The following is a 21,288-nucleotide window of genomic DNA, read 5'->3' as shown; positions in this document are numbered from 1 at the left end:
TTGGAAGGGGTTCTTGAGAGATCAATTGAAGGTGTTCGTGCCGCTCCCGCCGAGGAACTCGGCCTCGATCCCGGCGCGGATGCGCTCGAACGCCTCCTCCTCCGACATCTCCGTCTCGACGGCGTAGGCGCGGGCGGCCTGGCGGGCGAGGTCGCTGAGCAGCCGCCCCCAGGTCGCCGGATCGTCGAAGGCACGCCGGAGCGCCACGCTCACGGCCCCGTCGACGATGGAGGCGCGCACGATCTCGATCCCGCCCTGCTCCAGGGCATCGGGCGGGATGTCGAGCTCCTCAAACTTGCCCGTCATGGCGCGACCCCGCGGCGGCGCGTCACTTGTAGCAGACGGCCTTGGCCGCCTCGACGACCTCGGCCACGCTCGGCAGCGCCAGCTTCTCGAGATTGGCGGCGTAGGGCATCGGCACGTCCTTGCCGGTCACCCGCAGCACGGGAGCGTCGAGGAAGTCGAAGGCATCGACCATGAGGCGGGCGACGATCTCGGCGCCGACGCCGGATTGCGGGAAGCCCTCCTCCACGGTGACGCAGCGGCCCGTCTTCTTGACCGATTCCACCACCGTGTCGGTGTCCATCGGACGGATCGTGCGCAGGTCGATCACCTCCGCCTCGATGCCCTGCTCGGCGAGCGCCTGCGCGGCCTTGAGGGCGTAGGTCATGCCGATGGAGAAGGAGACGAGGGTCACGTCCTTGCCCGGCCGGTGCACCTTGGCCTTGCCGATCGGCAGCACGAAGTCGTCGAGCTTCGGCACCGGGAAGGACTGGCCGTAGAGGATCTCGTTCTCGAGGAAGATCACCGGGTTGGGATCGCGGATCGCCGCCTTGAGCAGACCCTTGGCGTCGGCCGCCGTGTAGGGGGCGATCACCTTGAGGCCGGGCACGTTCGAGTACCAGGCGGCATAGTCGTGGCTGTGCTGGGCGCCGACGCGGGCGGCGGCGCCGTTGGGCCCGCGGAACACGATCGGGCAGCCGAGCTGGCCGCCGGACATGTAGAGGGTCTTGGCCGCCGAGTTGATGATGTGGTCGATCGCCTGCATGGCGAAGTTGAAGGTCATGAACTCGACGATGGGCTTCAGGCCCATGAAGGCCGCGCCGACGCCGATGCCGGCGAAGCCGTGCTCGGTGATCGGGGTGTCGACCACCCGGCGCGCCCCGAATTCCTGCAGCAGGCCCTGCGTGATCTTGTAGGCGCCCTGGTACTCGGCGACCTCCTCGCCCATCACGAAGACGGCCTCGTCCTTGCGCATCTCCTCGGCCATGGCGTCGCGCAGGGCCTCGCGGACGGTCTGGGTCTCCATGGGCGTATCGGCGGGATATTCCGCCATCACCGGCTCGGCGGCCTTGTTGCTGATGACGGCGGGCGCGGCCGGTGCCTTGGGGGCGTCGTCGCCGGACTTGGCGGTGGCCGAAGCCTTCTCCGCCATGCCCTCGGCCTGCATCTGCGGCGTCGGGGCGGGCGGCCCGCCGGCATCCTTGCCGTTGGGTTTGCCGCCGCCTGCGGCCGCGGCGGAGACGTCCTCACCCTCGGCTGCGATGATCGCGATCGGCGTGTTGACGGCGACGTTCTCGGTCCCGTCCGGCACCAGGATCTTGGCAAGCACGCCCTCGTCGATCGCCTCGACCTCCATGGTGGCCTTGTCGGTCTCGATCTCGGCGAGCACGTCGCCCGACTTGATCGGATCGCCCTCCTTCTTGAGCCACTTGGCGAGCTTGCCTTCCTCCATGGTCGGAGAGAGGGCGGGCATCAGGATGTCGGTCGCCATGGTCGCGCTGCTCTATCGATCCGGTTGCGTCGGCACTCGGGCGAAGGGGAGCCGCTTGCCGGCTCCCACCGCGCCCCGTGCCGCTCGGGAGGATGGCCTTCCCGGGAGAAGGCGCTTCACACGCCTCAGGCGCGGGCTTCCAGGAGAATGTCGGTCCAGAGCTCGGACACGTCGGGCTCGGGATCGTGGGTTGCGAAATCGGCGGCCTCGTTGACGATCTCCCGCACCTTGGCGTCGGTCTCCTTCAGCTCCGCCTCCGGCACGCCATGCGCTTCGACCAAGCGCTTGCGCACCATCTCGATCGGGTCGTGCTCCTCGCGCATCTTGGAGACCTCGTCCTTCGACCGATACTTGGCCGGGTCGGACATCGAGTGGCCGCGATAGCGGTAGGTCTGCATCTCCAGGATGTAGGGGCCCTGGCCGGAGCGGGCATGCGCGATCGCGCGGGCGGCCGCCTCGCGGACCGTGCGGACATCCATGCCGTCGACCTGCTCGCCCGGGATGCCGAAAGAGAGGCCGCGCTTGGAGAAATCCGTCTGCGCCGAGGCGCGGGCCACCGAGGTGCCCATGGCGTAGCGGTTGTTCTCGATGATGTAGACCACCGGCAGCTTCCACAGGGCTGCCATGTTGAAGCTCTCGTAGACTTGGCCCTGGTTGGCTGCGCCGTCGCCCATATAGGTGAAGCTGACCTTGCCATTCTTGAGATAGGCGTCGGCGAAGGCGAGGCCGGTGCCGAGCGCGACCTGCGCACCGACAATGCCGTGGCCGCCGAAGAACTGCTTCTCGCGGCTGAACATGTGCATCGAGCCGCCCTTGCCGCGGGAATAGCCGCCCCGGCGCCCGGTCAGCTCGGCCATCACGCCCTTGGCGTCCATGCCGCAGGCCAGCATGTGGCCGTGGTCGCGGTAGCCGGTGATATTCTGGTCACCGTCCTCGCCGGCCATCTGCACGCCGACGACCACCGCCTCCTGACCAATGTACAAGTGACAGAAGCCGCCGATCAGGCCCATGCCATAGAGCTGGCCGGCCTTCTCCTCGAAGCGCCGGATCAGGAGCATCTCCCGGTAGGCGTGGAGATCCTCGTCCCTGGTGAATTGCGGAATGTTGGGGGCGGGCTTGTGGGCCGCATCCTTTCCGGGCGCGGGTTTGCCCGCTTCGTTGCCAGCATCCATCGGCGACCTCCCGGGCGTTGACCTGTTCCTCGGGGTTCTAGGACAGGGTCCTCCGGAAATCGAGGGGCGGGCTGACAGCCCGAGCACCCTGTCACCGCCACGCTTTTTCGGTCGCGGCTCAGGGTCGGCGCGGCTTTTGCGCGCGGCTCATCCTTCTGTGCCGGCTCGATTTTCCGTATCGGACGGTCGGAGTGATCAGGGATCGATGATGACCACGTCGTTGGCGTGGACGCGGCCGAGCACCACCCGCGCCCGCTCCTCCAGAAGGTCGCGGTCGATCTGCTCGCTGCGCAGTAGGGAGACCCGGTGTTCCCAGGTCGCCCGCTCGGCCTTGGCGGCGTTGAGCTCCCGGGTCAGGCCGTAGGCCTCGATCTTGAGGGCGCGCTTCGCGGTGAGGCCGCGATTGCCGCTCTCGGCCTGCTGCACGAAGTAGCCGCAGACGAGCGCCGACACCGTCCAGAGGACGGCGGGAACGACGATGGCGCGGACGCGGCGGCGGATGACCATGCCGCCTTCATCGCGCAACAGGGTGAAGAAAGGGTTGCCGGCGCCCTCAGAAGCGGGCGCAGCCCGGGGTGAGGACGAGGCCCGCCGAGTCCTGGTCGAAGGCGGTGCGGTACTCCTCGCGGATCGCGTCGAGGTCGGCGAGCGCCTGCGGGTGGGCGGCGGTCACGATCAGGACGACGCGGGCGGGCTCGCGCAGGAGGCGACCGTCCGGGCCGGTCCATTGACCCTGCCCCGGCAGCACCGTCAGCCCGGCGGGAAAGCGCGGGGTGATCCGGGTGGCGAGGAAGCGGCGCCAGGCGGCCTCGCCGACACGGCTGCCGTCTCGGCGCCGGCCGCCCAGAAGGAGCTGGGCAGACAGGACGGGCGTGGCCGCGACGGTAGGGCAGGTCCCGCCCGGCCCCGTATCGGCCCAAGTCCCCGCGCAGCCGCCGACAAGGAGCGGCAGGAACAGGGCGAGGCCGGCGGCTGCCGGCCCCGTGCATCGTCGGCGCGTCAGCGGCCGGCGAACTGCTTGATCGCGCTGCGGCCGGCATAGCGGCCCTGGGCGCCCAGACCCTCCTCGATCCGGATCAGCTGGTTGTACTTGGCCAGTCTGTCGGAGCGGGCGAGAGAGCCGGTCTTGATCTGCCCGCAATTGGTGGCGACGGCGAGGTCGGCGATGGTCGAATCCTCGGTCTCGCCGGAGCGGTGCGACATCACCGCGGTGTAGCCGGCGCGCTGGGCCATATCGACGGCGGCGAGCGTCTCGGTGAGCGAGCCGATCTGGTTCACCTTCACCAGGATCGAGTTGCCGGTCTGGGCCGCGATGCCGCGGGACAGGCGCTCGACATTGGTGACGAAGAGATCGTCGCCGACGAGCTGGCAGCGCTGGCCGATCTTCTCGGTGAGGAGCCGCCAGCCCTCCCAGTCGTCCTCGGCCATGCCGTCCTCGATCGAGAAGATCGGGTACTCGGAGACCAGCTTGGCGAGATAGTCGACCTGCTGCTCGATGGAGCGGGTCGTGCCCTCGCCCTCGTAGTGATAGGCGCCGTCCTTGAAGAACTCGGTCGAGGCGCAGTCGAGGGCCAGCACCACGTCGTCGCCCGGCTTGAAGCCCGCGGCCTGGATCGATTCCATGACGAAGTCGAGGGCCGCCTCCGCCGAGGGGAGGTTGGGGGCGAAGCCGCCCTCGTCGCCCACGTTGGTGTTGTGGCCGGCCTTCTTGAGCGCGCTCTTCAGCGTGTGGAAGATCTCGGCGCCGGTGCGCACCGCCTCGCTGAGGGAGGAGGCGCCGACCGGCATCACCATGAATTCCTGGAAATCGATCGGGTTGTCGGCATGGGCGCCGCCGTTGACGATGTTCATCATCGGCACCGGCAGGACGCGGCCCTGCACGCCGCCGACATAGCGGTAGAGCGGCAGGCCGGCGGTCTCGGCCGCGGCCTTGGCGACGGCGAGGGAGACGCCGAGGATGGCGTTGGCGCCGAGCCGGGCCTTGTTCGGGGTGCCGTCGAGCTCGATCAGGGTCTCGTCGATGGCGACCTGATCCTCGGCATCCATGCCGCCGATGGCGTCGAGGATCTCGGTCTGCACGGCCTCGACCGCCTTGCGCACGCCCTTGCCGCCGAACCGGCCCTTGTCGCCGTCGCGCAGCTCCACCGCCTCGTGGGCGCCGGTGGAGGCGCCGGAGGGTACGGCGGCGCGGCCGAAGGAGCCGTCCTCGAGGAGCACGTCGACCTCGACGGTGGGGTTGCCCCGGCTGTCGAGGATCTCGCGGGCGGCGATGTTGGTGATCGCGGTCATGGAACGTCCTTCGTCAGGCGTCGCGGGAGGTCCGTCGGGCCCCGAGACGTCGGCCCTGCAGCCTTGAGGCCGCCGACGCCGGGGCGTTGCGGCTTATCATCCGTTACCTCGGCGGCTTATCCGCCAACGCACGGCCCCGGGCAAGCGGGCAGAACGGGTTCCGGAGCGCCTGGGCCCCCGAATACGGTCGACCAGTCCAGGGGAAGCGGTTAGAGGCGTTCTCCGGTCTGTGCCCGCCGCGCAGCCGCCTTTCCGCATGGGAGATGCCAGCGGGGAGTCGCGCGCGCTATAGCGGTGGCATGACCACAGATCTTTCCGGCCGCGACCTTCAGCTCGGCAGCCCGACTCCCCTCCCCGCCTCGCCGGAGGAGGCGCGTCTCGACCGCGTCCCCAATCCCCATCCGGACACGGACTATCTCGCCCGCTTCACGGCGCCCGAATTCACCTCGCTCTGCCCGGTGACGGGCCAGCCGGATTTCGCGACCCTGGTGATCGACTACGTGCCGGGGGACTGGCTCGTCGAATCGAAGTCGCTGAAGCTCTATCTCGGCTCGTTCCGCAACCACGGCGCCTTTCACGAGGATTGCACCGTGGGCATCGGCCGGACCTTGACCGCGCTGCTGGCGCCGCGCTGGCTGCGCATCGGCGGCTACTGGTACCCGCGCGGCGGCATCCCGATCGACGTGTTCTGGCAGACCGGCGAGCCGCCGAAATCCGTCTGGCTGCCCGATCAGGGCGTCGCCCCCTATCGCGGGCGCTGACGGCAAAGAAAAAGCGGCCGGTCTCCCGGCCGCTTTCTCGTTCTGATCGTCGATCGGCTCAGTAGCCGTAATCGTAGTAGCCGTAGCCCGGGCCGGGGCCGCCATAGTAGCGGTCGCGGTAATAGGCGTCGCGCGCCGCGCCGGCGGCGATGGCGCCGGCCGCGAGACCCGCGATGCCGAGTCCGACCGCGGCCCCCGTCCCGATGCCACGCCGGCCGCCGCGATAGGCGTAGCCGCCATGATGGTGGCCGTAGCCGTAACCGTGGCCCCGGGGGCGGGCATCGGCCGTTGTGACAGCGAGGGAACTCGCCGTCAGGGCAGCGGCGGTGAGGAGGGCGATCTTGCGCATGGCGTCCTTTCGATTCTGGAAATCGTTAGGAAACCAACGCCGTCCCGCTCAAGCTGGTTCCGCCCGGCGGGCCTTGGCGAGGCGATCGAAGGCCTGGAGCTCGGCCAGAAGCCCCGGCATGTCCCGGAGCGCGACCATGTTCGGCCCGTCGGAGGGCGCCTGGTCGGGATCGGGATGCGTCTCGATGAACACGCCCGCGACGCCGACCGCCACCGCCGCCCGGGCGAGGACGGCCACGAATTCCCGCTGGCCGCCGGAGCTCGCCCCCTGACCGCCCGGCTGCTGCACGGAATGGGTCGCGTCGAACACCACCGGCGCGCCGTTCGTCACCTGCGCCATGATCGGCAGGCTCCGCATGTCGGAGACGAGGGTGTTGTAGCCGAAGGAGGCGCCGCGCTCGGTGACGATCACGTTCGGGTTGCCGGCCGCCGTCACCTTGGCCGCGACATGGGCCATGTCCCAGGGGGCGAGGAACTGCCCCTTCTTCACGTTCACCGCCCGGCCCGTGGCGGCGGCGGCGACGAGCAGGTCGGTCTGGCGGCAGAGGAAGGCCGGGATCTGCAGCACGTCCACGGCCTCCGCCACCGGGGCGCATTGCTCGGCGGCATGCACATCGGTGAGCACGGGCAGGCCGAAGCGCTCGCGGATCTCGGCGAAGATCGGCAGCGCGCCCGTCAGGCCGATGCCGCGGGCGGCGCTGCCGGAGGTGCGATTCGCCTTGTCGAAGGACGACTTGAAGACGAGCCCGATCCCGAGCGCCTCGGTGACGGCCTTGAGCGCCTCCGCCACTTCGAGGGCGTGGTCGCGGCTCTCGAGCTGGCAGGGCCCGGCGATCAGGGCCAGGGGCAAGTGGTTGGCGAAGGCGACGGGGCCGACCTGGACGGTGGCGCCGGTGGTGCGGGCGGTCTCGGACATGGGCGCCGCTTTAGCCCGGAAGGGCACCCCTGCGGAAGCCGTAGCGGCGCAGCACGCTTCCCTGCGCCGGGACGAGGCGGCACAGGCTGCCTGCGCTGACGCCATCGAAGCGGTCGCCCGGCTCGCACTGGATCAGGGCGCGCCCCGCGGCGGCGCGCTGGGGCAGGCCCGTGAGGAGCGCGTCCTGATGCAGGCGCAGGGCGATCTCCTCCGCGCGCCGGGCATCCGCCCCCGCCAGCGCCTTGGCGGAGAGCCCGACCAGGATGAAGAAGGCCCGGGCCGGCTCCCGGGCCGGCGTCCAGAGCAGGATTCGGCGCGGCGCGCGGCAATCGAGGCTCATGCGCTGGGCATCCGCCGCGCGGAACATCGCGAGCGATCCCGTGCGCCCGGCGAGCGACGCCCCGGTCACGCGGATCGTGCGCGCGGTGAGCGCGTCGCAGGATTGTGCGGCGGCGGGGCCCGCAGCGAGGCAGAGGAGGAGGGTGGCGGCGCGCAGCATGACGGTCCGTGATCTAGCGCGGCCGTCCCGGGCCGCCACGGGCGTGCCGCCGGTCAGCCACTCCGGCCCTGCGCATCGAGGGCGGCGAAATCCCCGTCGCTCAGCGCGATACCGGCCCCCGCCACGTTCTCAGCGAGATGGACCGGGTCGCCGGTGCCGGGAATCGGCAGGATCACGGGGGAGCGCTTCAGGAGCCAGGCGAGGGCGACGGCACCCTCCCCCACCCCGTGCCGCGCGGCGATGCCGGAAAGCGCCGAGCCCTTGGTCAGGGTGCCCTTGTCGAGGGGCGCCCAGGGGATGAAGCCGATGTTCTGGCGCTCGCAGAAATCGAGCACGTCCTCGCTGGCCCGGTCCACGAGGTTGTAGCGGTTCTGCACCGTGGCCACGGGGAAGAAGTTTTGGGCCGCCTCGATCTCGGCGACCGAGACCTCGCTCAAGCCCACATGCCGGATCAGCCCTTCCTCGCGCATCGCGGCGATGGCCTCGAACTGCACCTCCAGCGGGCAGTCCGGGCCGATGCGGTGGAGCTGCCAGAGGTCGATCCGCTCGAGCTTGAGCCGCCGCAGGCTCATCAGCACGCATTGGCGCAGGTAATCGGGGTTGCCCACCGGCCGCCAGATATCCGGCCCGTGCCGGGTCAGGCCGCCCTTCGTGGCGATGACGAGGCCGGGATAGGGGTGGAGCACCTCCCGGATCAGGTCCTCGCTGACGAAGGGGCCGTAGCTGTCGGCGGTGTCGATCAGGTCGATGCCGAGGCCCGGCACCGCTGCGAGCGCCGCCTTCGCCTTCTCCCGGTCCGGAGGCTCGCCCCAGATGCCGGGGCCGGTGATGCGCATGGCGCCGAAGCCGAGGCGATGGACGGTCAGGTCGCCGCCGATGGCGAAGGTGCCGGAGGCCTGTGCGGTGATGGGTTGTGCGGTCATGCTGCTCTCGCGGCTGCGCTCCCTCCTGGCGTCAACCGCGCGCGGCCTGGCCGGATCCCGGCGCACGCGGGGCGGCGACGGGCCGTCGTTCCGCCCGGGGAGCGGGGGAGCTTATACCGCCTCGACCGACGGCGCGCCTTCGATCTTGTCCACCAGGGCGATGATCTCCGGACGGGCCACGGCCCATTCCTGCTCGGCGATGCGTTTGCACAGCCACGACCATTCGGCTTCCTCGAGGGCCAGCCGGCCGCCCTCCTCCGGGAGCTTGTCGAGCTTGTCGATGATCTTGATGGCGGCCCGCACGTCCCCGATCGTGTAGCCCTTCGCGCCCGACGGGCTGGCCTCCAGAAGCATCTTCAGCTGCTGGACTTCTGCAAACAGGCCATTGATGACAAGCTTGATTCTGCGCATGTCTCAAATTCTTCGTTCAGCAGGCAGGCTTGTTTGCATGTCGGCGGCAGGCCGCCCCTGGCGGCAGCTTTGCCTGCCAAACGGAATCGATGTCCAGACAAGATCTGTTGAGTCTGACCTGTGATGCGAATTAACGCAAAATTTTCATACATCTCTCAAGTTGATTGATTGTCAGTATTTCTACTTTTAATGGCATAACTTGAGGTTCGCGTCGGAACCGGCTTTCCCGGAGCGATCGCACCGACCCAACGAAAACGCGCCGGCTCGGGGGAGCCGGCGCGCAAGTCGGAGGGGAGAGCGGAAGATCGGCGCGGGACGGAATGCATCCCGCGCCGGGAGGGGCGGCCGGTCGGCCGCCGGTCGTCAGCCGTTCTTGGCGTTGAGGGCGACCGCGACGAAGCGGGTCTGACCTTTCTGGCTCTTCACGCGCATCAGAACCGCCTTGCGCCCGTTCGATTCCGCGGCGCGGATCTGGGCGGCGACCTCGGAGGGCTTCGTGACGGCGGTGCCGGCGACGTCCAGGATCACGTCGCCCTGCTCGATGCCCTTGGCCGCGGCCGGACCGTCGGGATCGACCTCCATCACCGCCACGCCCTGGTCGCCGAGGCCGACATCGCCGGCCGGGGCCAGGCTGAGGCCGAGGCGCGGCTGGCCGTTCGAGGAGGAGCCGCCGCCGCTGGTCGCCGCCTTGCCGTCGGTGGGCAGGGCGCCGAGCTCGACGGTCGCGGTGTCGCTCTTGCCGTTGCGCAGATAGGCGAGCTTCACCGCGGTGCCCGGCTTCAGGCCGGCGATCTTGCGCGAGAGCTCCTTGGCGTCGTTGATCGGGGTGCCGTCGACCGCCTCGATCACGTCGCCGGATTTCAGGCCCGCCTTGGCGGCGGGCGTGCCGTCCTCGGCGTGGTCGACGAGGGCGCCCTTGGCCTTGTCGAGGCCGAGTCCGTCGGCGATGTCCTTGGTCACGGGCTGGATCTGCACGCCGAGATAGCCGCGCACCACCTTGCCGTCCGTGCGCAGCTGGTCGACCACCGCCTGCACGGTCTCGGCGGGGATGGCGAAGGCGAGGCCGACGCTGCCGCCGGAGGGCGAGGCGATCGCCGTGTTCACGCCCACGACCTCGCCGTTGACGTTGAAGGTCGGGCCGCCGGAATTGCCCTTGTTGATCGGCGCGTCGATCTGCAGGAAGTCGTCGTAGGGGCCGGCGCCGATGTCGCGGCCGCGGGCCGAGACGATGCCCGCCGTCACCGTGCCGCCGAGGCCGAACGGGTTGCCGATCGCCACCACCCAGTCGCCGACCTGCGGCGCGGCCTTGCCGAACTGCACGTAGGGATAGCTGCCGGCCTCGTTGATCTTCAGGAGGGCGATGTCGGTCTTGGCGTCCTTGCCGATAACCTTCGCGTCGAGGGTCCGGTTGTCGTCCAGGGTGACCTGCACGGTCTTGGAATGGTCGACGACGTGGTTGTTGGTGACGACGTAGCCGTCCGCCGAGATGATGAAGCCGGAGCCCACCGCCCCGCGCTGGCCGCGGCGCTGCTGCGGCATGCCCGGGCCGCCGTTCTGGCCGAAGCGCTTGAAGAACTCGCGCAGCTGCGGGGGCACCTGCTGCAGGTTCTGGCCGCCGGAGCCGTCCTCGTCGTCCGCATCCGCGCTGTCGTCGAGCTTCACCTTCACCGAGACGACGCCGGGCTTCACCTTGTTGACGATGCCGGCGAAGGAGCCCGGGGGATGGTCGGGGGTCTCGATCGGGGTCTTGGGCAGGGCCTGGGCGAAGGCCGGATGGCCCGCATCGACGAAGCCGACGCCGGCGGCACCGCCCGCGACGAGGGCGGCCGCGGCGACGGAGGCGAGGGCGCGGCGGCGGAAGGTCAGGGTCATGGAACTCTCCGGATGGGCAGGGCGCCGCCCTCCGAAAACCCTTCCGGACGGCGGACCGTGATCCGGTTTCTACGGGGCGCTCCCTGACCCGCCCGTGGCGCGAAGATTACGGTTTGGACAGGTGGCGGCCTGGGGGCCGCCGCTTACCCCTCGGTCAGCCGGGCCAGGGCCTCGCGCAGCTTGTCGAGCCGAGCGGCTTCCGCGTCGCGGCGCTCGCGCTGCTCCTCCACCACCTCCTCCGGCGCCCGGGCGACGAAGTCGGCATTGCCGAGCTTGGCGTCGAGCTTGGCGATCTCGCCCTCGGCCTTGGCGGCCTCCTTCCGGAGGCGCGCCACCTCGGCCGCGAGATCGACGATCCCCTCCAGCGGCAGGGCGGCGACGCTGCCCCGCACGAGGAGCTGCACCGAATTCTTCGGCGCGGCCTCCGCGAAGGTGAGGGCGGAAAGGCGCGCGAGGCGCAGCAGGGTCTCGCCCCAGCGCTCGGCCCGGGCGCGGGTGGCCGGATCGGCCTTGACCAGGACCAGGGGCACCTGCGCCGCGGCGGGCACGTTGGTCTCGGAGCGGGCCGAGCGCACCTCGGAGATCAGCTCGACGACCCAGCCGATCTCGGCCTCCGCGCCGGCATCGGCGAAGCGGTCGAGATCCGGCCAGGCGGCGAGCGCCAGCAGGCCGCGATCCGGGATCCCCTCGCCCTTGATCGCCCAGAGCTCCTCGGTGAGGAAGGGCATGAACGGGTGCAGGAGCTTGGCGATCTGGTCGATCAGGAAGGCGATGGAGGCCTGGGTCTCCGCCTTGGCGGCGGGATCCGCCCCCTCCCCCTGCAGCACGGGCTTGGCGAGCTCGAGATACCAGTCGCAGAAGATGTTCCAGACGAAGCGATAGGCCGCGGCCGCCGCGTCGTTGAAGCGGTAGGCCTCCAGCGCCGAAGCGACCTCGCGCACGGCCTTGCCGGCCTCGGTGATGGCCCAGGCGTTCAGGGTCTCCTTCACGGCGCCCGGGTCGAAGGTCGGGTCGAGCCGGCAGCCGTTCATCTCGGCGAAGCGCGAGGCGTTCCAGAGCTTGGTCGCGAAGTTGCGGTAGCCCTCGACCCGGTTCACCGCGAGCTTGATGTCGCGTCCCTGCGCAGCCATGGCGGCGAGGGTGAAGCGCAGGGCGTCGGCACCGTACTGGTCGATCAGCCCGAGGGGATCGACCACGTTGCCCTTGGACTTCGACATCTTGGCGCCCGAGGCGTCCCGCACCAGGGTGTGCAGGTAGACCGTGTCGAAGGGGGCCCGGTCGGTCAGGTGCAGGCCCATCATCATCATGCGGGCGACCCAGAAGAACAGGATGTCCTTGCCGGTGACCAGGGTGTTGGTCGGGTAGAAGCGCGACAGCTCGGGCGTCGCCTCCGGCCAGCCGAGCGTCGAGAACGGCCACAGCGCCGAGGAGAACCAGGTGTCCAGCACGTCGGCGTCGCGGGTGAGAGTGACCGCGCGCCCACGCGCCGCCGCGGCCTTGGCCTGCGCCTCCGCCTCGCTGCCGGCGACGTAGATGCCGCCCTCCTCGTCGTACCAGACCGGGATCTGGTGGCCCCACCAGAGCTGGCGCGAGATGCACCAGGGCTCGATGTTCTCGAGCCACTGGAAGAAGATCTTCTCGTAGTTCTCCGGCACGAACTTGGTCTGGCCGTCGCGCACCGCCTGCAGGGCGCGCTCGGCCAGGGGCTTCACGTTCACGTACCACTGGTCGGTCAGGTAGGGCTCGATCACCACGTTCGAGCGGTCGCCATGGGGCACCGCATGGGTGTTCGGCTCGATCGTCCGGCAGAGGCCGCGCTCCTCCATGAGGGCGACGACGCGCTTGCGCGCCTCGAAGCGGTCGAGCCCGTGCAGGGCCAGCGCCTCCGGCTCGGGCGCGGCGCCCTCCAGGAAGGCGGCGTTGCCGGCGATCGCGATGCGGGCCTCGGTGTCGAGCACGTTGATCGCGGGCGCGCGGTGCCGGCGGCCGACCTCGAAGTCGTTGAAATCGTGGGCCGGGGTGATCTTGACCGCGCCGGTGCCCTTCTCGGGGTCGGAATATTCGTCGGCGACGATCGGGATCAGGCGGCCGACCAGGGGCAGGCGCACGCGCTTGCCGACGAGCGCCGTGTAGCGCTCGTCCTCCGGATGCACCGCGACCGCGGTGTCGCCGAGCATGGTCTCGGGCCGGGTGGTGGCCACGGTGATGATGTCGCCGGTCGGCGCGCCGTCCGCATCGACCACGGGATAGTCGAAGTGCCAGAGATGGCCTTTCACCTCGACCTGCAGCACCTCGAGATCGGAGATCGCGGTCTGGAACTTCGGGTCCCAGTTCACGAGGCGCTTGTCGCGGTAGATCAGGCCCTGGGCGTGCAGGTCGACGAAGGTCTTCAGGACGGCCTTGGACAGGCCCTCGTCCATGGTGAAGCGTTCCCGCGACCAGTCGCAGGAGGCGCCCAGGCGCTTCAACTGCTCGACGATGGCGCCGCCGGATTCCGCCTTCCAGGCCCAGACCTTCTCGACGAAGGCTTCGCGGCCGAGCTCGCGCCGGCCGGGCTGCTGCGTCTCCATGAGCTTGCGCTCGACCACCATCTGCGTGGCGATGCCCGCATGGTCGGTGCCCGGCTGCCAGAGCACGTCCCGCCCGCGTAGGCGCTCGAAGCGGCAGAGGATGTCCTGCAGGGTGTTGTTGAGGGCATGGCCCATATGCAGGGAGCCCGTCACGTTCGGCGGCGGGATCACGATGCAGTAGGGTTGCGCGCCGGCGCGCTCGGGCCGGCCGGCGCGGAAGGCGTCCGCGTCCTCCCAGGCGGCGCGGATGCGCGCCTCGACGGGGGCGGGATCGAAGGTTTTGTCCATCATGGGGCGTTACGGCCGGTCGTGCGCACGTCGCGGAAGAATGCTCGCGCCGCTTTCAACCCGCCGCCGCCTCCCCGTCAACCGAGCAGACGCCGAGATCGCTTGCCGGGCGCACGTCTGCCCGGCGCCGGGATCGCGTCTCAGCGGCCGCGCGTGACCCGTTCGATCTCCGCGCGCACGAGGCGTTCGACCATGTGCGGCAGATTCTCGTCGAGCCAGGAGCGCAGCATCGGCCGCAGCATGTCCTTGACGAGGTCTTCGAGGGTCCGGCTGTTCTGTGTCAGCACCGTATGGGAGAGCAGGCCGAAGGCTTGGCCGACGGTCTCGTCCGTCGCCTTCGAGACGAGGCGCTCCTCCTCGAAGGCTTTCGGTTCGAACGCGGGCGGCTCGAAGAAGGTCGGCTCGGGTTCCGGCTCCGGTTCGGGCAACGGCTCCTCTTCGAGGAAGTCGATTTCCTCGAAGGGAACGGGCTCCGGACGGCGTACGGGCTGTGCGACCTCGGCGAGGTCGAGCACGTCCTCTTCCTCGGGTTCGGGCGGGGGCGGCGCAGGTGCGCTGGGCGCGGGCTCGGGCGGCTTGGGCGCCTGATCGTCGGCGATGATGCGACGGATCGAGGCGAGGATCTCCTCCATGGAGGGTTCCTGCGCGGAATCCGGCATCTTCGGGTTGGCTGCACTCATACCGGGAACGCTCGGGCAGGCTGCGGACCTCCCCCGGGAAGTCCTGACACGCGGATCGCGCTCTGCGACGGTGGCCAGTATTTCACGCGTCTTGGCGGAGACAAGCGCGCGAAAGACTCACCGAACAGGAAACGACGCTCCATCCCGAAGGAAAGAGCGTCCGGTGTCTCATCGTCCGTCGGGTGTGCGCAATCCGAACCAGAGATCCTTGACCTGGTCGTAATGCTCCTTGGCGCTGTAGGCGGCCACGGGCAGCGCGGTGAAGCGCACGGTGAGGCGGCCGACGGCCTGGACGACGTCGTAGGAATTCACGACCCGGTCGCGCTGGGCCAGGATCAGGTTGACCCGTGCGTTGAGCAGCTCCTGCTGGGCGTTGAGCACGTCGAGGGTGGTGCGCTGGCCGACCCGGGCCTCCTCGCGCACGCCGTTGAGGGCGACCTCGTTGGCCTGGACCTGGGCCTGGGAGGCGATGACCTGAGCCTTGGCCGCCTCGAGCCGGCCCCAGGCCTGGACGATGGCCGCGCGCACGGCGTCGCGGTCGCGCTCGGCCAGCAGGCGGGCCTGGCCGACGAGTTCCTTGGCCTGGCGGATCTGGGCGTATTCCTGGCCGCCCTGGTAGAGCGGCACGGTCAGGCGGCCGACGATGGAGGCGGTGACGCCGTTGTCGCCGGGCAGGGTCTGGTCGTAGCGCTGCTGGACGTTGCCCTGGATGCCGAATTGCGGGGCGAGCGCGCCTTCGAGCACCTTGACCTGCAATTCGGCGGCATCGACCGCGTGCAGGTCGGCCAGGATCTGGGGATGCTCGCGCAGGCCGATGGTGACGGCGGTGTCGAGGCTGGCGGGCACGTAGCGGTCGAGGGGGCGTCCGGGGGCGAGCTGGCGCGGCTCGACGCCGATGGTCTGGCGGTAGACGCCGATGGAGGAGCGCAGGTTGGACTCGGCGGCGCTGACCTGGGAGCGGGCACCGGCGAGGCGGGCCTCGGCCTGGGCCACGTCGGTGCGGGTGACCTCACCGACGTTGAAGCGGTCGCGGGTCTGGCGCAGCTGCTCCTCGAGCACCTCGACGTTGTTGCGCTGGAGCTCGAGGGTGGCGGTGTCGCGCAGGACGTTCATATAGGCCTGGGCGGCGCCGAACAGCGTCTGCATCTCGCTGAGCCGCAGGGTCTCGCGGGCGTTGAGCACGCCCGATTCCGCCCGGCGGGTCTGGTTGTCGGTCTGGAAGCCGTTGAACAGGGTCTGGTTGACGGTCAGCCCCGCCCCGCCGGGATTGGTGTTGAGCCCGGCGATCCTTTGCCCCTGCAGCTTTCCCTCGAAATATTGAGCGCCGATATCGGCGGTGATGCTGGCGGTGGGTCGGTAGCCCGACTGGGCGATGGCGACGTTCTCGTCGGTCGAGCGCACATTGGCGCGCTGCGCGTTCAGCGTCGGGTTGGCCGCGTAGGCGCGCGACAGGGCGCTTTCCAGAGTCTCCGCCGCGGCCGGCCGCGCCATGACGAGCGCCAGCGCGGTCGCGCAGGCAGCCCCGAGCACAAGCCGAGCGGCAGGTTTGCAGTCTCTCACGTCGATCAGCCCTTGCGGTTTCTCGATGCGCCGTCCGGCCGCTCCTGGATGCGACCGTTGCACGCACTCTCGCGCGTTCCGGCATGCCCGCCTCGGGCGAAATCTTAGCCGAGCTGCCGCAGCCCGGGACAGGGGGCGCGCGGCATCCACTTACGATTGCTGAAGGGGTGGCTCAAAAAGGCGACACTTGGCCCGCCGCGCCCTCATGCGCGGAGGTGCGCTCGCGGTGGTTGCAGGGCCTGGGTGTGGCGCCTTGATGTCGGATCCGGCCGATTCCTTCGGGCGAGCGGATGAGGCCTCGCTCGATCGCCGGGTTGACCCGGCTGTCGGGCGGCCGACTCGACGCTCAGAAGGCGAAGCCGGGGGCGGGCGCGAAGGCTTTGAGGGGCGGCAGGGCGGCGTCGAAGAGGGGGCGGGATCCGAAGGCGTTACCGGCCCGCACGAACAGCGTGGCTTTGGCGCCGCGCTCCGGCCCGAGGACACAGACGAGCCGGCCCTCGTCGGCGAGCTGGTCGAGAAGGGCCTGGGGCCGCGTCTCGACCCGGCCCTCGACCAGGATGGCGTCGAACGGCGCCTCGGCGGCCGCACCCGTCTCCACCGCGCCCTCGATCAGCGTGGCCTGATCGCCCAGGCGCTCCCGCGCCACCGCGGCGAGCGCCGCTACCGGCTCCAGGGCGACGACGCGGGCGCCGAGTCGGGCGAGGATGGCCGCGCCGTAGCCGTGGCCCGTCGCCACGTCGAGGGCGCGGCTGCCCGGGCGCACCTGCAGCGCCTGGATCATGCGGGCGAGCACCATGGGAGCCGGCATGACGCGCACATCCCCCTCGGCCTCGCCGAGGCGAATCGTCTGGTCGATATAGGCGAAGCCCTCGCGTCCCTGCGGCATGAAGCGCTCGCGGGGCACGCTGTCGAAGGCATCGAGCACCGCGTTGTCGTTCACGTCGAAGGTCCGCAACTGGCAGTCGACCATGAGGCGCCGAGCCTGTGCGAAATCGAGCATGCGGGCGGTCTTTCTCTCGACATCCACGCCCGCACGCGGAGCTTCCTCGCGGAGATCCGGGCCGGGCCGGGCGGTTTGTCGTGGATCGCCCCGCGAATTGCAAGGCTCAGCCGGCCGCCGCCGTGGCCGGCGTCGCGCGCATGTCATCCGAGGGATTATCGGGACGCCGTAGATTGTGGAGGCCTCGCCCGGAATCGAACCGGGGTGCAAGGATTTGCAGTCCTCTGCGTAACCACTCCGCCACGAGGCCTCGTCCGCAAAGCCGATAAGGGCGTTTCGCGGTCCCTCCGGATCCGACGGCCGATCCGAGGTCGGGCGTCTCTAGCAGAGCCCTGCCCCGATGGGCAACGCCCTTTCTCGTCTCCCCGGCGGCGGGGGCGGCCTGTCCCGGCCTCCGCCCCCGCCGCCGGGGCTCCGCCGCAGAAATTCGCATCCGAGACTTGCGCCGGCTCGGTTCCTTGCGCTATGAGCCCGCCACCGCCGGAGACGGCGCGGCGATCCCCGATAGCTCAGTTGGTAGAGCAGGCGACTGTTAATCGCCTTGTCGCAGGTTCGAGTCCTGCTCGGGGAGCCATCCCTTTTATAAAATCCCTCGGATCGAAACGCTTTCGGCGCCCTCTTCCGCGATGGGCGCGATCGTGATTCCGTCGCTCCGGCCCCTTCCTCACGCTTGATCCTGCGCAGGACGCGAAGGCCCGTCGTCGCCTGCGAACCCTTCGGAGCCCTCCCCGTTATCTGCCGAGGAGGATTCCATGCAGAACGAGAGCGCCGGGGGCGAGGGCGAGCACGAGCCGGCCCGGGTGAATGTCGAGGATGCGCGGGCCGCCGCCTATTGGGCGCGGCGATTCCAGGTGCCCGTCGAGCAGGTCCAGTCCGCGGTCGCGACCGTGGGGGACGACCCGGCGCGGGTCGCGGCGCATCTCGGCAAGCCCTGGCCCTACACCCTGAGCGGGATCGTGTGAGCGCCCGCCTGCGCCGTGGCCTTAACGCGTCGCGCCGAGACGGTTCGCCGTGCTCCGTGTCGCGGGGGTCTGCGGCAGGTGTCCGGCCCGGAGGCCCTGCTGCCGGGCCGAGGCGCGAAAGAAAGCGGCGAAGTTCTCGGCATCGGCGGGCGCGAGCCCGTCCATCAGCAGGAGTGTGCCGCTATAGACCGCCTGGAAGCCGCGCTCGTCGCGGCGGATGTTGATCTTCGACATCGGGCCGCAGCTCCGATCGTTGATTCCCCTCGTCTTTTTATGGCGCGAGCGTCGCAGCGAAGCGTCGCTTCGTAAAGCCGCTTCTTTGAGCAGGCACGCGCCGTGCCTCCCGAAAGATGCGGAACAATCATTTCCGGTGCCTGTTCGCGGGAGCGCAAACTGCTAGGTTCGCCCTCCCCTTCGGGAGACTTTCGACATGCGCGCCCTCGGCCTCGCCCTTCCCCTCGCCGCCCTGCTCACGCTGCCCCTCGCCCTCCCGGCTGCCGCGCAATCCGCGGCGCAGACGGCCCAGCGCGACCGGATGAAGACCTGCAACACCGATGCCGGCACGCAGAAGCTCTCGGGCGATGCCCGCAAGACCTTCATGGCCGATTGCCTCGCCGGCAAGACCGCGGCGCCGGCGAGCACACTCACCCCGCAGCAGGAGAAGATGAAGAGCTGCAACGCGGAGGCCGGCACGAAGGGTCTCAAGGGCGATGCCCGCAAGACCTTCATGAGCACCTGCCTCAAGGGCTGAGCGACCGGGGATGAGCGCAGGGCGCCGCATGCTCCGCCGCGCCTCCGGGCTGCTGGGCCTGCTGTTCGCCACGGCCGCCGCGGCTCAGGCGCCTGTGCCGAAGCCCGTCGTGGAGGGCGCGGGCGGCGATCCGCGCACCTCCGTCTCGCAGCCGGAGACGACGAGCCAGGCCTCCGGCGGCTATGTCCGCTCGGTCGAGCCCTTCCTCGGCCCCCTGGGCGATCCCCTCGGACTGCGCCCCCCGCTCAAGGCGGTGGGCATCGAGTACAGCCTCACCTATATCGCCGACATCCTCGGCAATCCCGTCGGCGGCATCCGGCAGGGGGCCGTCGTCGAGGACCGCCTCAACCTCCGGCTCAATCTCGACCTGCACAAGCTCGTCGGCTGGGAGGGGGCGAGCGTCCACGCCAACGCCTATTTCATCCACGGCACCGGCCTGTCGCGCTACAATGTCGGCAACCTCCTGGCGGCGAGCGTGATCGAGGCGCTGCCGTCGAGCCGCCTCTACGTGCTCTGGTTCGAGCAGCTGTTCTTCGACGGCCAGCTCGGCCTGCGCCTCGGCCAGCAGGCGGCGGACACCGAGTTCTTCGTGAGCCAGTCGGCGACGCTGTTCGTGAATTCGAGCTTCGGCTGGCCGGCGATCAACGCCTTCGACCTGCCGAGCGGCGGTCCGGCCTATCCCCTCGCCGCCCCGGCGATCCGGGCCAAATACGTGCCGGGCAACGGCTTCTCCCTCCAGGTCGGCCTCTATGACGGCGACCCAGCCGGCGCGAACCGTCCCGGGGACGATCCGGAGGCGCAGCGGCTCAACCGCACGGGCACGAATTTCCGGGTGCACGACCCGGCCCTCCTCATCGCCGAGGCCTCCTACGGCTACAACACGGACAAGGACGCGACCGGCCTGCCGGGCGATGTCACGCTGGGCGGCTGGCAGCATTTCGGGCGCTTCGACGATCCCCGCATCGACCAGACGGGGCTGTTCCTGGCCGACCCGAATTCGACCGGCATCGGCCGGCCCCTGCGCGGCAATGCCGGGATCTACGCGGTGTTCGATCAGACGCTCTACCGGGAATCGGACAAGGATGACGAGGGTCTCGGCTTCTTCCTGCGGGCGGCCTATTCGCCCACCCGCTCCAGCCTGATCGATGCCTATGTCGACACCGGGCTCGCCTATAAGGGCCTGTTCCCGGGGCGCGACGACGACACGATCGGCATCAGCCTCGCCCATGCCCGCATCAGCGACGCCTATCGCGGCGCCGACACCGACATGATCCGCTTTGCCGGCACCGCCCTGCCCCGGCGCCGGGGCGAGACCGTGATCGAGGCGACCTACCAGGCCGTCGTGGTGCCGGGATTCACGGTGCAGCCGGACGTGCAGATGATCCTGCATCCCGGCGGCGGCATCCCGAACCCGCGCGATCCGAACGGGGCCCGGATCAAGAACGCCGCCGTGCTCGGCCTGCGCGCCACCGTTCAGTACTGATCAGGCGGAAACGCCGTCGACCTCCGGCGGCACCGGCCGCGGCCGGCCCTGGTCGTCGATCGAGACGAAGGTGAAGCGCGCCTGCGTCACCTTCTCGCGCAGCTGCGTGCGGAAGCGCCGGGCCCAGGCCTCGACCTCGATCTTCATCGAGGTGCGGCCGACGGCGGTGATGCGGGTGTAGACGCAGAGCACGTCCCCGACCTTGACCGGCCGGATGAAGGTCATGGCGTCGACCGCCACCGTGACCACGCGGCCCTGCGCCCGCTCGACCCCGGCGATGCCGCCGGCCTGGTCCATCTGCGACATCACCCAGCCGCCGAAGATGTCGCCGTTGGCGTTGGTGTCCGCCGGCATCGCGATGGTGCGCACCGTCAGGTTGCCCTGCGGTGCCTCCGCCTCCTCCATGCCCCCCTCCCGTGCCGATGCGCCGCCGATCCGTGCCAGGCCTGTGCTCAGGGCAGGATGCCCGCAAGCTTCAGGCCGGCCGCCAGGATGATGGCGAAGGCCGCCATGGCCCATTCCAGGGGCACATGCTGCAGGAGATCGCGGGCCGGCGCATCGGCCCGCCGCGCCTGGCTGGCGGTTCTGAACATCGGATTTCCTCCGGCCTGGCCCGTCTAGTGCGGGCCGTCTGCCGCGATCATCCTAGGACAGCACAACCGAAAGGCGAAGCGGTTTTCGGAAGATGATCGTGTCCTTTCAGGCGCTTAGGGGGGCCGTGGTCTTGCGTAAAAACAGGGCATGCCCAAGCTGAAAGCAGTTCTTGCTGCGGCCGGTTCCATGAAGACTTGCCCGCGCCCCGCTATCAGGGGGGCTGCCCCGAAGGGCAGCCGAGCCGGTCAGGCGATCTGCGTCGTCATGTCGACGACCCGCGCCTCCCCGCTCCGACGGACGAGTTCGATCGCGTGCTCGCAATCCTCGCGGCGGACATAGCCCTCTCCCGAATCGGCGATGACGTTGCCGTTGCTGGCGCGCAGGCGCCAGCGCCATTCGCCGGCGGCATCCCGGTAGAGCTCGAACCGCATCGCA

24 protein-coding genes and 2 tRNA genes are annotated in these 21,288 nt (G+C 69.9%); 5 read left to right on the top strand and 21 right to left on the bottom strand.

Features of this window, described 5'->3' with window-relative positions; genetic code table 11:
* Nucleotides 1-21: 21 nt before the first annotated feature.
* The 6 genes from MFF21_RS09210 to eno all read right to left on the bottom strand — a co-directional run bounded on the left by MFF21_RS09210 (nt 22) and on the right by eno (nt 5,235).
* Nucleotides 22-306: a DUF5076 domain-containing protein gene (locus MFF21_RS09210; RefSeq protein WP_238310845.1), complete on the bottom strand. Its 285-nt coding sequence runs from the start codon at nt 304-306 to the stop codon at nt 22-24.
* A gap of 22 nt (nt 307-328) precedes the next feature.
* On the bottom strand, nt 329-1,774 hold the full coding sequence (locus MFF21_RS09205) for a pyruvate dehydrogenase complex E1 component subunit beta (protein ID WP_238310844.1): 1,446 nt from the start codon (nt 1,772-1,774) through the stop codon (nt 329-331).
* A 125-nt stretch (nt 1,775-1,899) separates the two neighbouring features.
* Entirely contained in the window at nt 1,900-2,946 is a 1,047-nt protein-coding gene (gene pdhA, locus MFF21_RS09200) for a pyruvate dehydrogenase (acetyl-transferring) E1 component subunit alpha (RefSeq protein WP_238310843.1), read from the bottom strand.
* Nucleotides 2,947-3,141: 195 nt separating this feature from the next.
* Nucleotides 3,142-3,453, bottom strand: a complete 312-nt coding sequence (locus MFF21_RS09195) for an FtsB family cell division protein (protein WP_238310842.1) — start codon at nt 3,451-3,453, stop codon at nt 3,142-3,144.
* Between the two features lie 46 nt (nt 3,454-3,499).
* Nucleotides 3,500-3,793, bottom strand: a complete 294-nt coding sequence (locus MFF21_RS09190) for a DUF3574 domain-containing protein (protein WP_238310922.1) — start codon at nt 3,791-3,793, stop codon at nt 3,500-3,502.
* A 152-nt stretch (nt 3,794-3,945) separates the two neighbouring features.
* Nucleotides 3,946-5,235, bottom strand: a complete 1,290-nt coding sequence (gene eno / locus MFF21_RS09185) for a phosphopyruvate hydratase (RefSeq protein ID WP_238310841.1) — start codon at nt 5,233-5,235, stop codon at nt 3,946-3,948.
* A gap of 299 nt (nt 5,236-5,534) precedes the next feature.
* On the opposite strand from eno, the gene queF reads away from it, so the two are divergent.
* The gene (gene queF, locus MFF21_RS09180; RefSeq protein ID WP_238310840.1) at nt 5,535-5,996 is read left to right on the top strand and encodes a preQ(1) synthase; all 462 of its coding nucleotides are present in this window, start codon (nt 5,535-5,537) and stop codon (nt 5,994-5,996) included.
* Nucleotides 5,997-6,054: 58 nt separating this feature from the next.
* On the opposite strand, the gene MFF21_RS09175 is transcribed toward queF, so the two are convergent.
* The 11 genes from MFF21_RS09175 to MFF21_RS09125 form a co-directional block, all read right to left on the bottom strand.
* A complete protein-coding gene (locus tag MFF21_RS09175; RefSeq protein ID WP_238310839.1) occupies nt 6,055-6,345 on the bottom strand; it encodes a hypothetical protein in 291 nt (96 codons plus the stop codon).
* A gap of 48 nt (nt 6,346-6,393) precedes the next feature.
* Complete coding sequence (kdsA, locus tag MFF21_RS09170; RefSeq protein WP_238310838.1) at nt 6,394-7,260, bottom strand: 3-deoxy-8-phosphooctulonate synthase; 867 nt, start codon at nt 7,258-7,260, stop codon at nt 6,394-6,396.
* 10 nt (nt 7,261-7,270) lie between these two features.
* A complete protein-coding gene (locus MFF21_RS09165; protein WP_238310837.1) occupies nt 7,271-7,759 on the bottom strand; it encodes a hypothetical protein in 489 nt (162 codons plus the stop codon).
* Nucleotides 7,760-7,812: 53 nt separating this feature from the next.
* A complete protein-coding gene (locus MFF21_RS09160) occupies nt 7,813-8,682 on the bottom strand; it encodes an aldo/keto reductase (protein WP_238310836.1) in 870 nt (289 codons plus the stop codon).
* Nucleotides 8,683-8,793: 111 nt separating this feature from the next.
* Nucleotides 8,794-9,093, bottom strand: a complete 300-nt coding sequence (locus MFF21_RS09155; RefSeq protein ID WP_238310835.1) for a hypothetical protein — start codon at nt 9,091-9,093, stop codon at nt 8,794-8,796.
* A gap of 363 nt (nt 9,094-9,456) precedes the next feature.
* Nucleotides 9,457-10,965 carry a Do family serine endopeptidase gene (locus MFF21_RS09150; RefSeq protein WP_238310834.1) on the bottom strand — a complete coding sequence of 503 codons (1,509 nt, stop codon included), beginning with the start codon at nt 10,963-10,965 and terminating at the stop codon, nt 9,457-9,459.
* Nucleotides 10,966-11,108: 143 nt separating this feature from the next.
* Nucleotides 11,109-13,826 (bottom strand): valine--tRNA ligase, encoded by a 2,718-nt coding sequence (locus tag MFF21_RS09145; RefSeq protein ID WP_238310833.1) that lies wholly within the window; start codon nt 13,824-13,826, stop codon nt 11,109-11,111.
* Nucleotides 13,827-13,963: 137 nt separating this feature from the next.
* Nucleotides 13,964-14,503: a PopZ family protein gene (locus tag MFF21_RS09140; RefSeq protein ID WP_238310832.1), complete on the bottom strand. Its 540-nt coding sequence runs from the start codon at nt 14,501-14,503 to the stop codon at nt 13,964-13,966.
* A gap of 168 nt (nt 14,504-14,671) precedes the next feature.
* Nucleotides 14,672-15,994 carry a TolC family outer membrane protein gene (locus MFF21_RS09135; RefSeq protein WP_238310831.1) on the bottom strand — a complete coding sequence of 441 codons (1,323 nt, stop codon included), beginning with the start codon at nt 15,992-15,994 and terminating at the stop codon, nt 14,672-14,674.
* A 415-nt stretch (nt 15,995-16,409) separates the two neighbouring features.
* A complete protein-coding gene (locus MFF21_RS09130; protein WP_238310830.1) occupies nt 16,410-17,063 on the bottom strand; it encodes a protein-L-isoaspartate O-methyltransferase family protein in 654 nt (217 codons plus the stop codon).
* A 176-nt stretch (nt 17,064-17,239) separates the two neighbouring features.
* A tRNA-Cys gene (locus MFF21_RS09125) sits at nt 17,240-17,313 on the bottom strand.
* Between the two features lie 248 nt (nt 17,314-17,561).
* Here MFF21_RS09125 and MFF21_RS09120 point away from each other — a divergent pair.
* Both MFF21_RS09120 and MFF21_RS09115 read left to right on the top strand, forming a co-directional pair.
* Nucleotides 17,562-17,637: transfer RNA gene (locus MFF21_RS09120), tRNA-Asn, on the top strand.
* A gap of 178 nt (nt 17,638-17,815) precedes the next feature.
* A complete protein-coding gene (locus MFF21_RS09115) occupies nt 17,816-18,025 on the top strand; it encodes a DUF3606 domain-containing protein (RefSeq protein WP_238310829.1) in 210 nt (69 codons plus the stop codon).
* A gap of 21 nt (nt 18,026-18,046) precedes the next feature.
* Here the strand turns inward: MFF21_RS09115 and MFF21_RS09110 are convergent, their stop codons facing one another.
* Nucleotides 18,047-18,259 (bottom strand): hypothetical protein, encoded by a 213-nt coding sequence (locus tag MFF21_RS09110; protein WP_238310828.1) that lies wholly within the window; start codon nt 18,257-18,259, stop codon nt 18,047-18,049.
* A 196-nt stretch (nt 18,260-18,455) separates the two neighbouring features.
* Here MFF21_RS09110 and MFF21_RS09105 point away from each other — a divergent pair, with 196 nt between their 5' ends.
* A complete protein-coding gene (locus MFF21_RS09105) occupies nt 18,456-18,776 on the top strand; it encodes a PsiF family protein (protein WP_238310827.1) in 321 nt (106 codons plus the stop codon).
* Nucleotides 18,777-18,786: 10 nt separating this feature from the next.
* Nucleotides 18,787-20,259, top strand: a complete 1,473-nt coding sequence (locus MFF21_RS09100) for a carbohydrate porin (protein ID WP_238310826.1) — start codon at nt 18,787-18,789, stop codon at nt 20,257-20,259.
* Here the strand turns inward: MFF21_RS09100 and MFF21_RS09095 are convergent, their stop codons facing one another.
* From MFF21_RS09095 to MFF21_RS09085, 3 genes are all read right to left on the bottom strand, one after another.
* Complete coding sequence (locus MFF21_RS09095) at nt 20,260-20,664, bottom strand: acyl-CoA thioesterase (RefSeq protein ID WP_238310825.1); 405 nt, start codon at nt 20,662-20,664, stop codon at nt 20,260-20,262.
* A 47-nt stretch (nt 20,665-20,711) separates the two neighbouring features.
* A complete protein-coding gene (locus tag MFF21_RS09090) occupies nt 20,712-20,852 on the bottom strand; it encodes a hypothetical protein (RefSeq protein ID WP_238310824.1) in 141 nt (46 codons plus the stop codon).
* 246 nt (nt 20,853-21,098) lie between these two features.
* Nucleotides 21,099-21,284 (bottom strand): YegP family protein, encoded by a 186-nt coding sequence (locus tag MFF21_RS09085; RefSeq protein ID WP_238310823.1) that lies wholly within the window; start codon nt 21,282-21,284, stop codon nt 21,099-21,101.
* Nucleotides 21,285-21,288: the final 4 nt, after the last annotated feature.

It is taken from the genome of Methylobacterium organophilum, from assembly GCF_022179465.1.
In the GTDB taxonomy this organism is placed as follows: domain Bacteria; phylum Pseudomonadota; class Alphaproteobacteria; order Rhizobiales; family Beijerinckiaceae; genus Methylobacterium; species Methylobacterium organophilum.
This window is presented reverse-complemented; position numbering and strand designations above follow the sequence as displayed.

Excerpts from the sequence above, each read along its gene's own strand:
- MFF21_RS09155 (WP_238310835.1), bottom strand. The coding sequence starts at position 9,093 with ATGCGCAGAATCAAGCTTGTCATCAATGGCCTGTTTGCAGAAGTCCAG.
- eno (WP_238310841.1), bottom strand. The coding sequence starts at position 5,235 with ATGACCGCGATCACCAACATCGCCGCCCGCGAGATCCTCGACAGCCGG.
- MFF21_RS09115 (WP_238310829.1), top strand. The coding sequence starts at position 17,816 with ATGCAGAACGAGAGCGCCGGGGGCGAGGGCGAGCACGAGCCGGCCCGG.
- MFF21_RS09130 (WP_238310830.1), bottom strand. The coding sequence starts at position 17,063 with ATGCTCGATTTCGCACAGGCTCGGCGCCTCATGGTCGACTGCCAGTTG.
- queF (WP_238310840.1), top strand. The coding sequence starts at position 5,535 with ATGACCACAGATCTTTCCGGCCGCGACCTTCAGCTCGGCAGCCCGACT.
- pdhA (WP_238310843.1), bottom strand. The coding sequence starts at position 2,946 with ATGGATGCTGGCAACGAAGCGGGCAAACCCGCGCCCGGAAAGGATGCG.
- MFF21_RS09160 (WP_238310836.1), bottom strand. The coding sequence starts at position 8,682 with ATGACCGCACAACCCATCACCGCACAGGCCTCCGGCACCTTCGCCATC.
- MFF21_RS09205 (WP_238310844.1), bottom strand. The coding sequence starts at position 1,774 with ATGGCGACCGACATCCTGATGCCCGCCCTCTCTCCGACCATGGAGGAA.
- MFF21_RS09195 (WP_238310842.1), bottom strand. The coding sequence starts at position 3,453 with ATGGTCATCCGCCGCCGCGTCCGCGCCATCGTCGTTCCCGCCGTCCTC.
- MFF21_RS09105 (WP_238310827.1), top strand. The coding sequence starts at position 18,456 with ATGCGCGCCCTCGGCCTCGCCCTTCCCCTCGCCGCCCTGCTCACGCTG.
- MFF21_RS09175 (WP_238310839.1), bottom strand. The coding sequence starts at position 6,345 with ATGCGCAAGATCGCCCTCCTCACCGCCGCTGCCCTGACGGCGAGTTCC.
- MFF21_RS09145 (WP_238310833.1), bottom strand. The coding sequence starts at position 13,826 with ATGATGGACAAAACCTTCGATCCCGCCCCCGTCGAGGCGCGCATCCGC.
- MFF21_RS09135 (WP_238310831.1), bottom strand. The coding sequence starts at position 15,994 with ATGGCGCGGCCGGCCGCGGCGGAGACTCTGGAAAGCGCCCTGTCGCGC.
- MFF21_RS09150 (WP_238310834.1), bottom strand. The coding sequence starts at position 10,965 with ATGACCCTGACCTTCCGCCGCCGCGCCCTCGCCTCCGTCGCCGCGGCC.
- kdsA (WP_238310838.1), bottom strand. The coding sequence starts at position 7,260 with ATGTCCGAGACCGCCCGCACCACCGGCGCCACCGTCCAGGTCGGCCCC.
- MFF21_RS09090 (WP_238310824.1), bottom strand. The coding sequence starts at position 20,852 with ATGTTCAGAACCGCCAGCCAGGCGCGGCGGGCCGATGCGCCGGCCCGC.
- MFF21_RS09085 (WP_238310823.1), bottom strand. The coding sequence starts at position 21,284 with ATGCGGTTCGAGCTCTACCGGGATGCCGCCGGCGAATGGCGCTGGCGC.
- MFF21_RS09210 (WP_238310845.1), bottom strand. The coding sequence starts at position 306 with ATGACGGGCAAGTTTGAGGAGCTCGACATCCCGCCCGATGCCCTGGAG.
- MFF21_RS09140 (WP_238310832.1), bottom strand. The coding sequence starts at position 14,503 with ATGAGTGCAGCCAACCCGAAGATGCCGGATTCCGCGCAGGAACCCTCC.
- MFF21_RS09100 (WP_238310826.1), top strand. The coding sequence starts at position 18,787 with ATGAGCGCAGGGCGCCGCATGCTCCGCCGCGCCTCCGGGCTGCTGGGC.
- MFF21_RS09110 (WP_238310828.1), bottom strand. The coding sequence starts at position 18,259 with ATGTCGAAGATCAACATCCGCCGCGACGAGCGCGGCTTCCAGGCGGTC.
- MFF21_RS09165 (WP_238310837.1), bottom strand. The coding sequence starts at position 7,759 with ATGCTGCGCGCCGCCACCCTCCTCCTCTGCCTCGCTGCGGGCCCCGCC.
- MFF21_RS09095 (WP_238310825.1), bottom strand. The coding sequence starts at position 20,664 with ATGGAGGAGGCGGAGGCACCGCAGGGCAACCTGACGGTGCGCACCATC.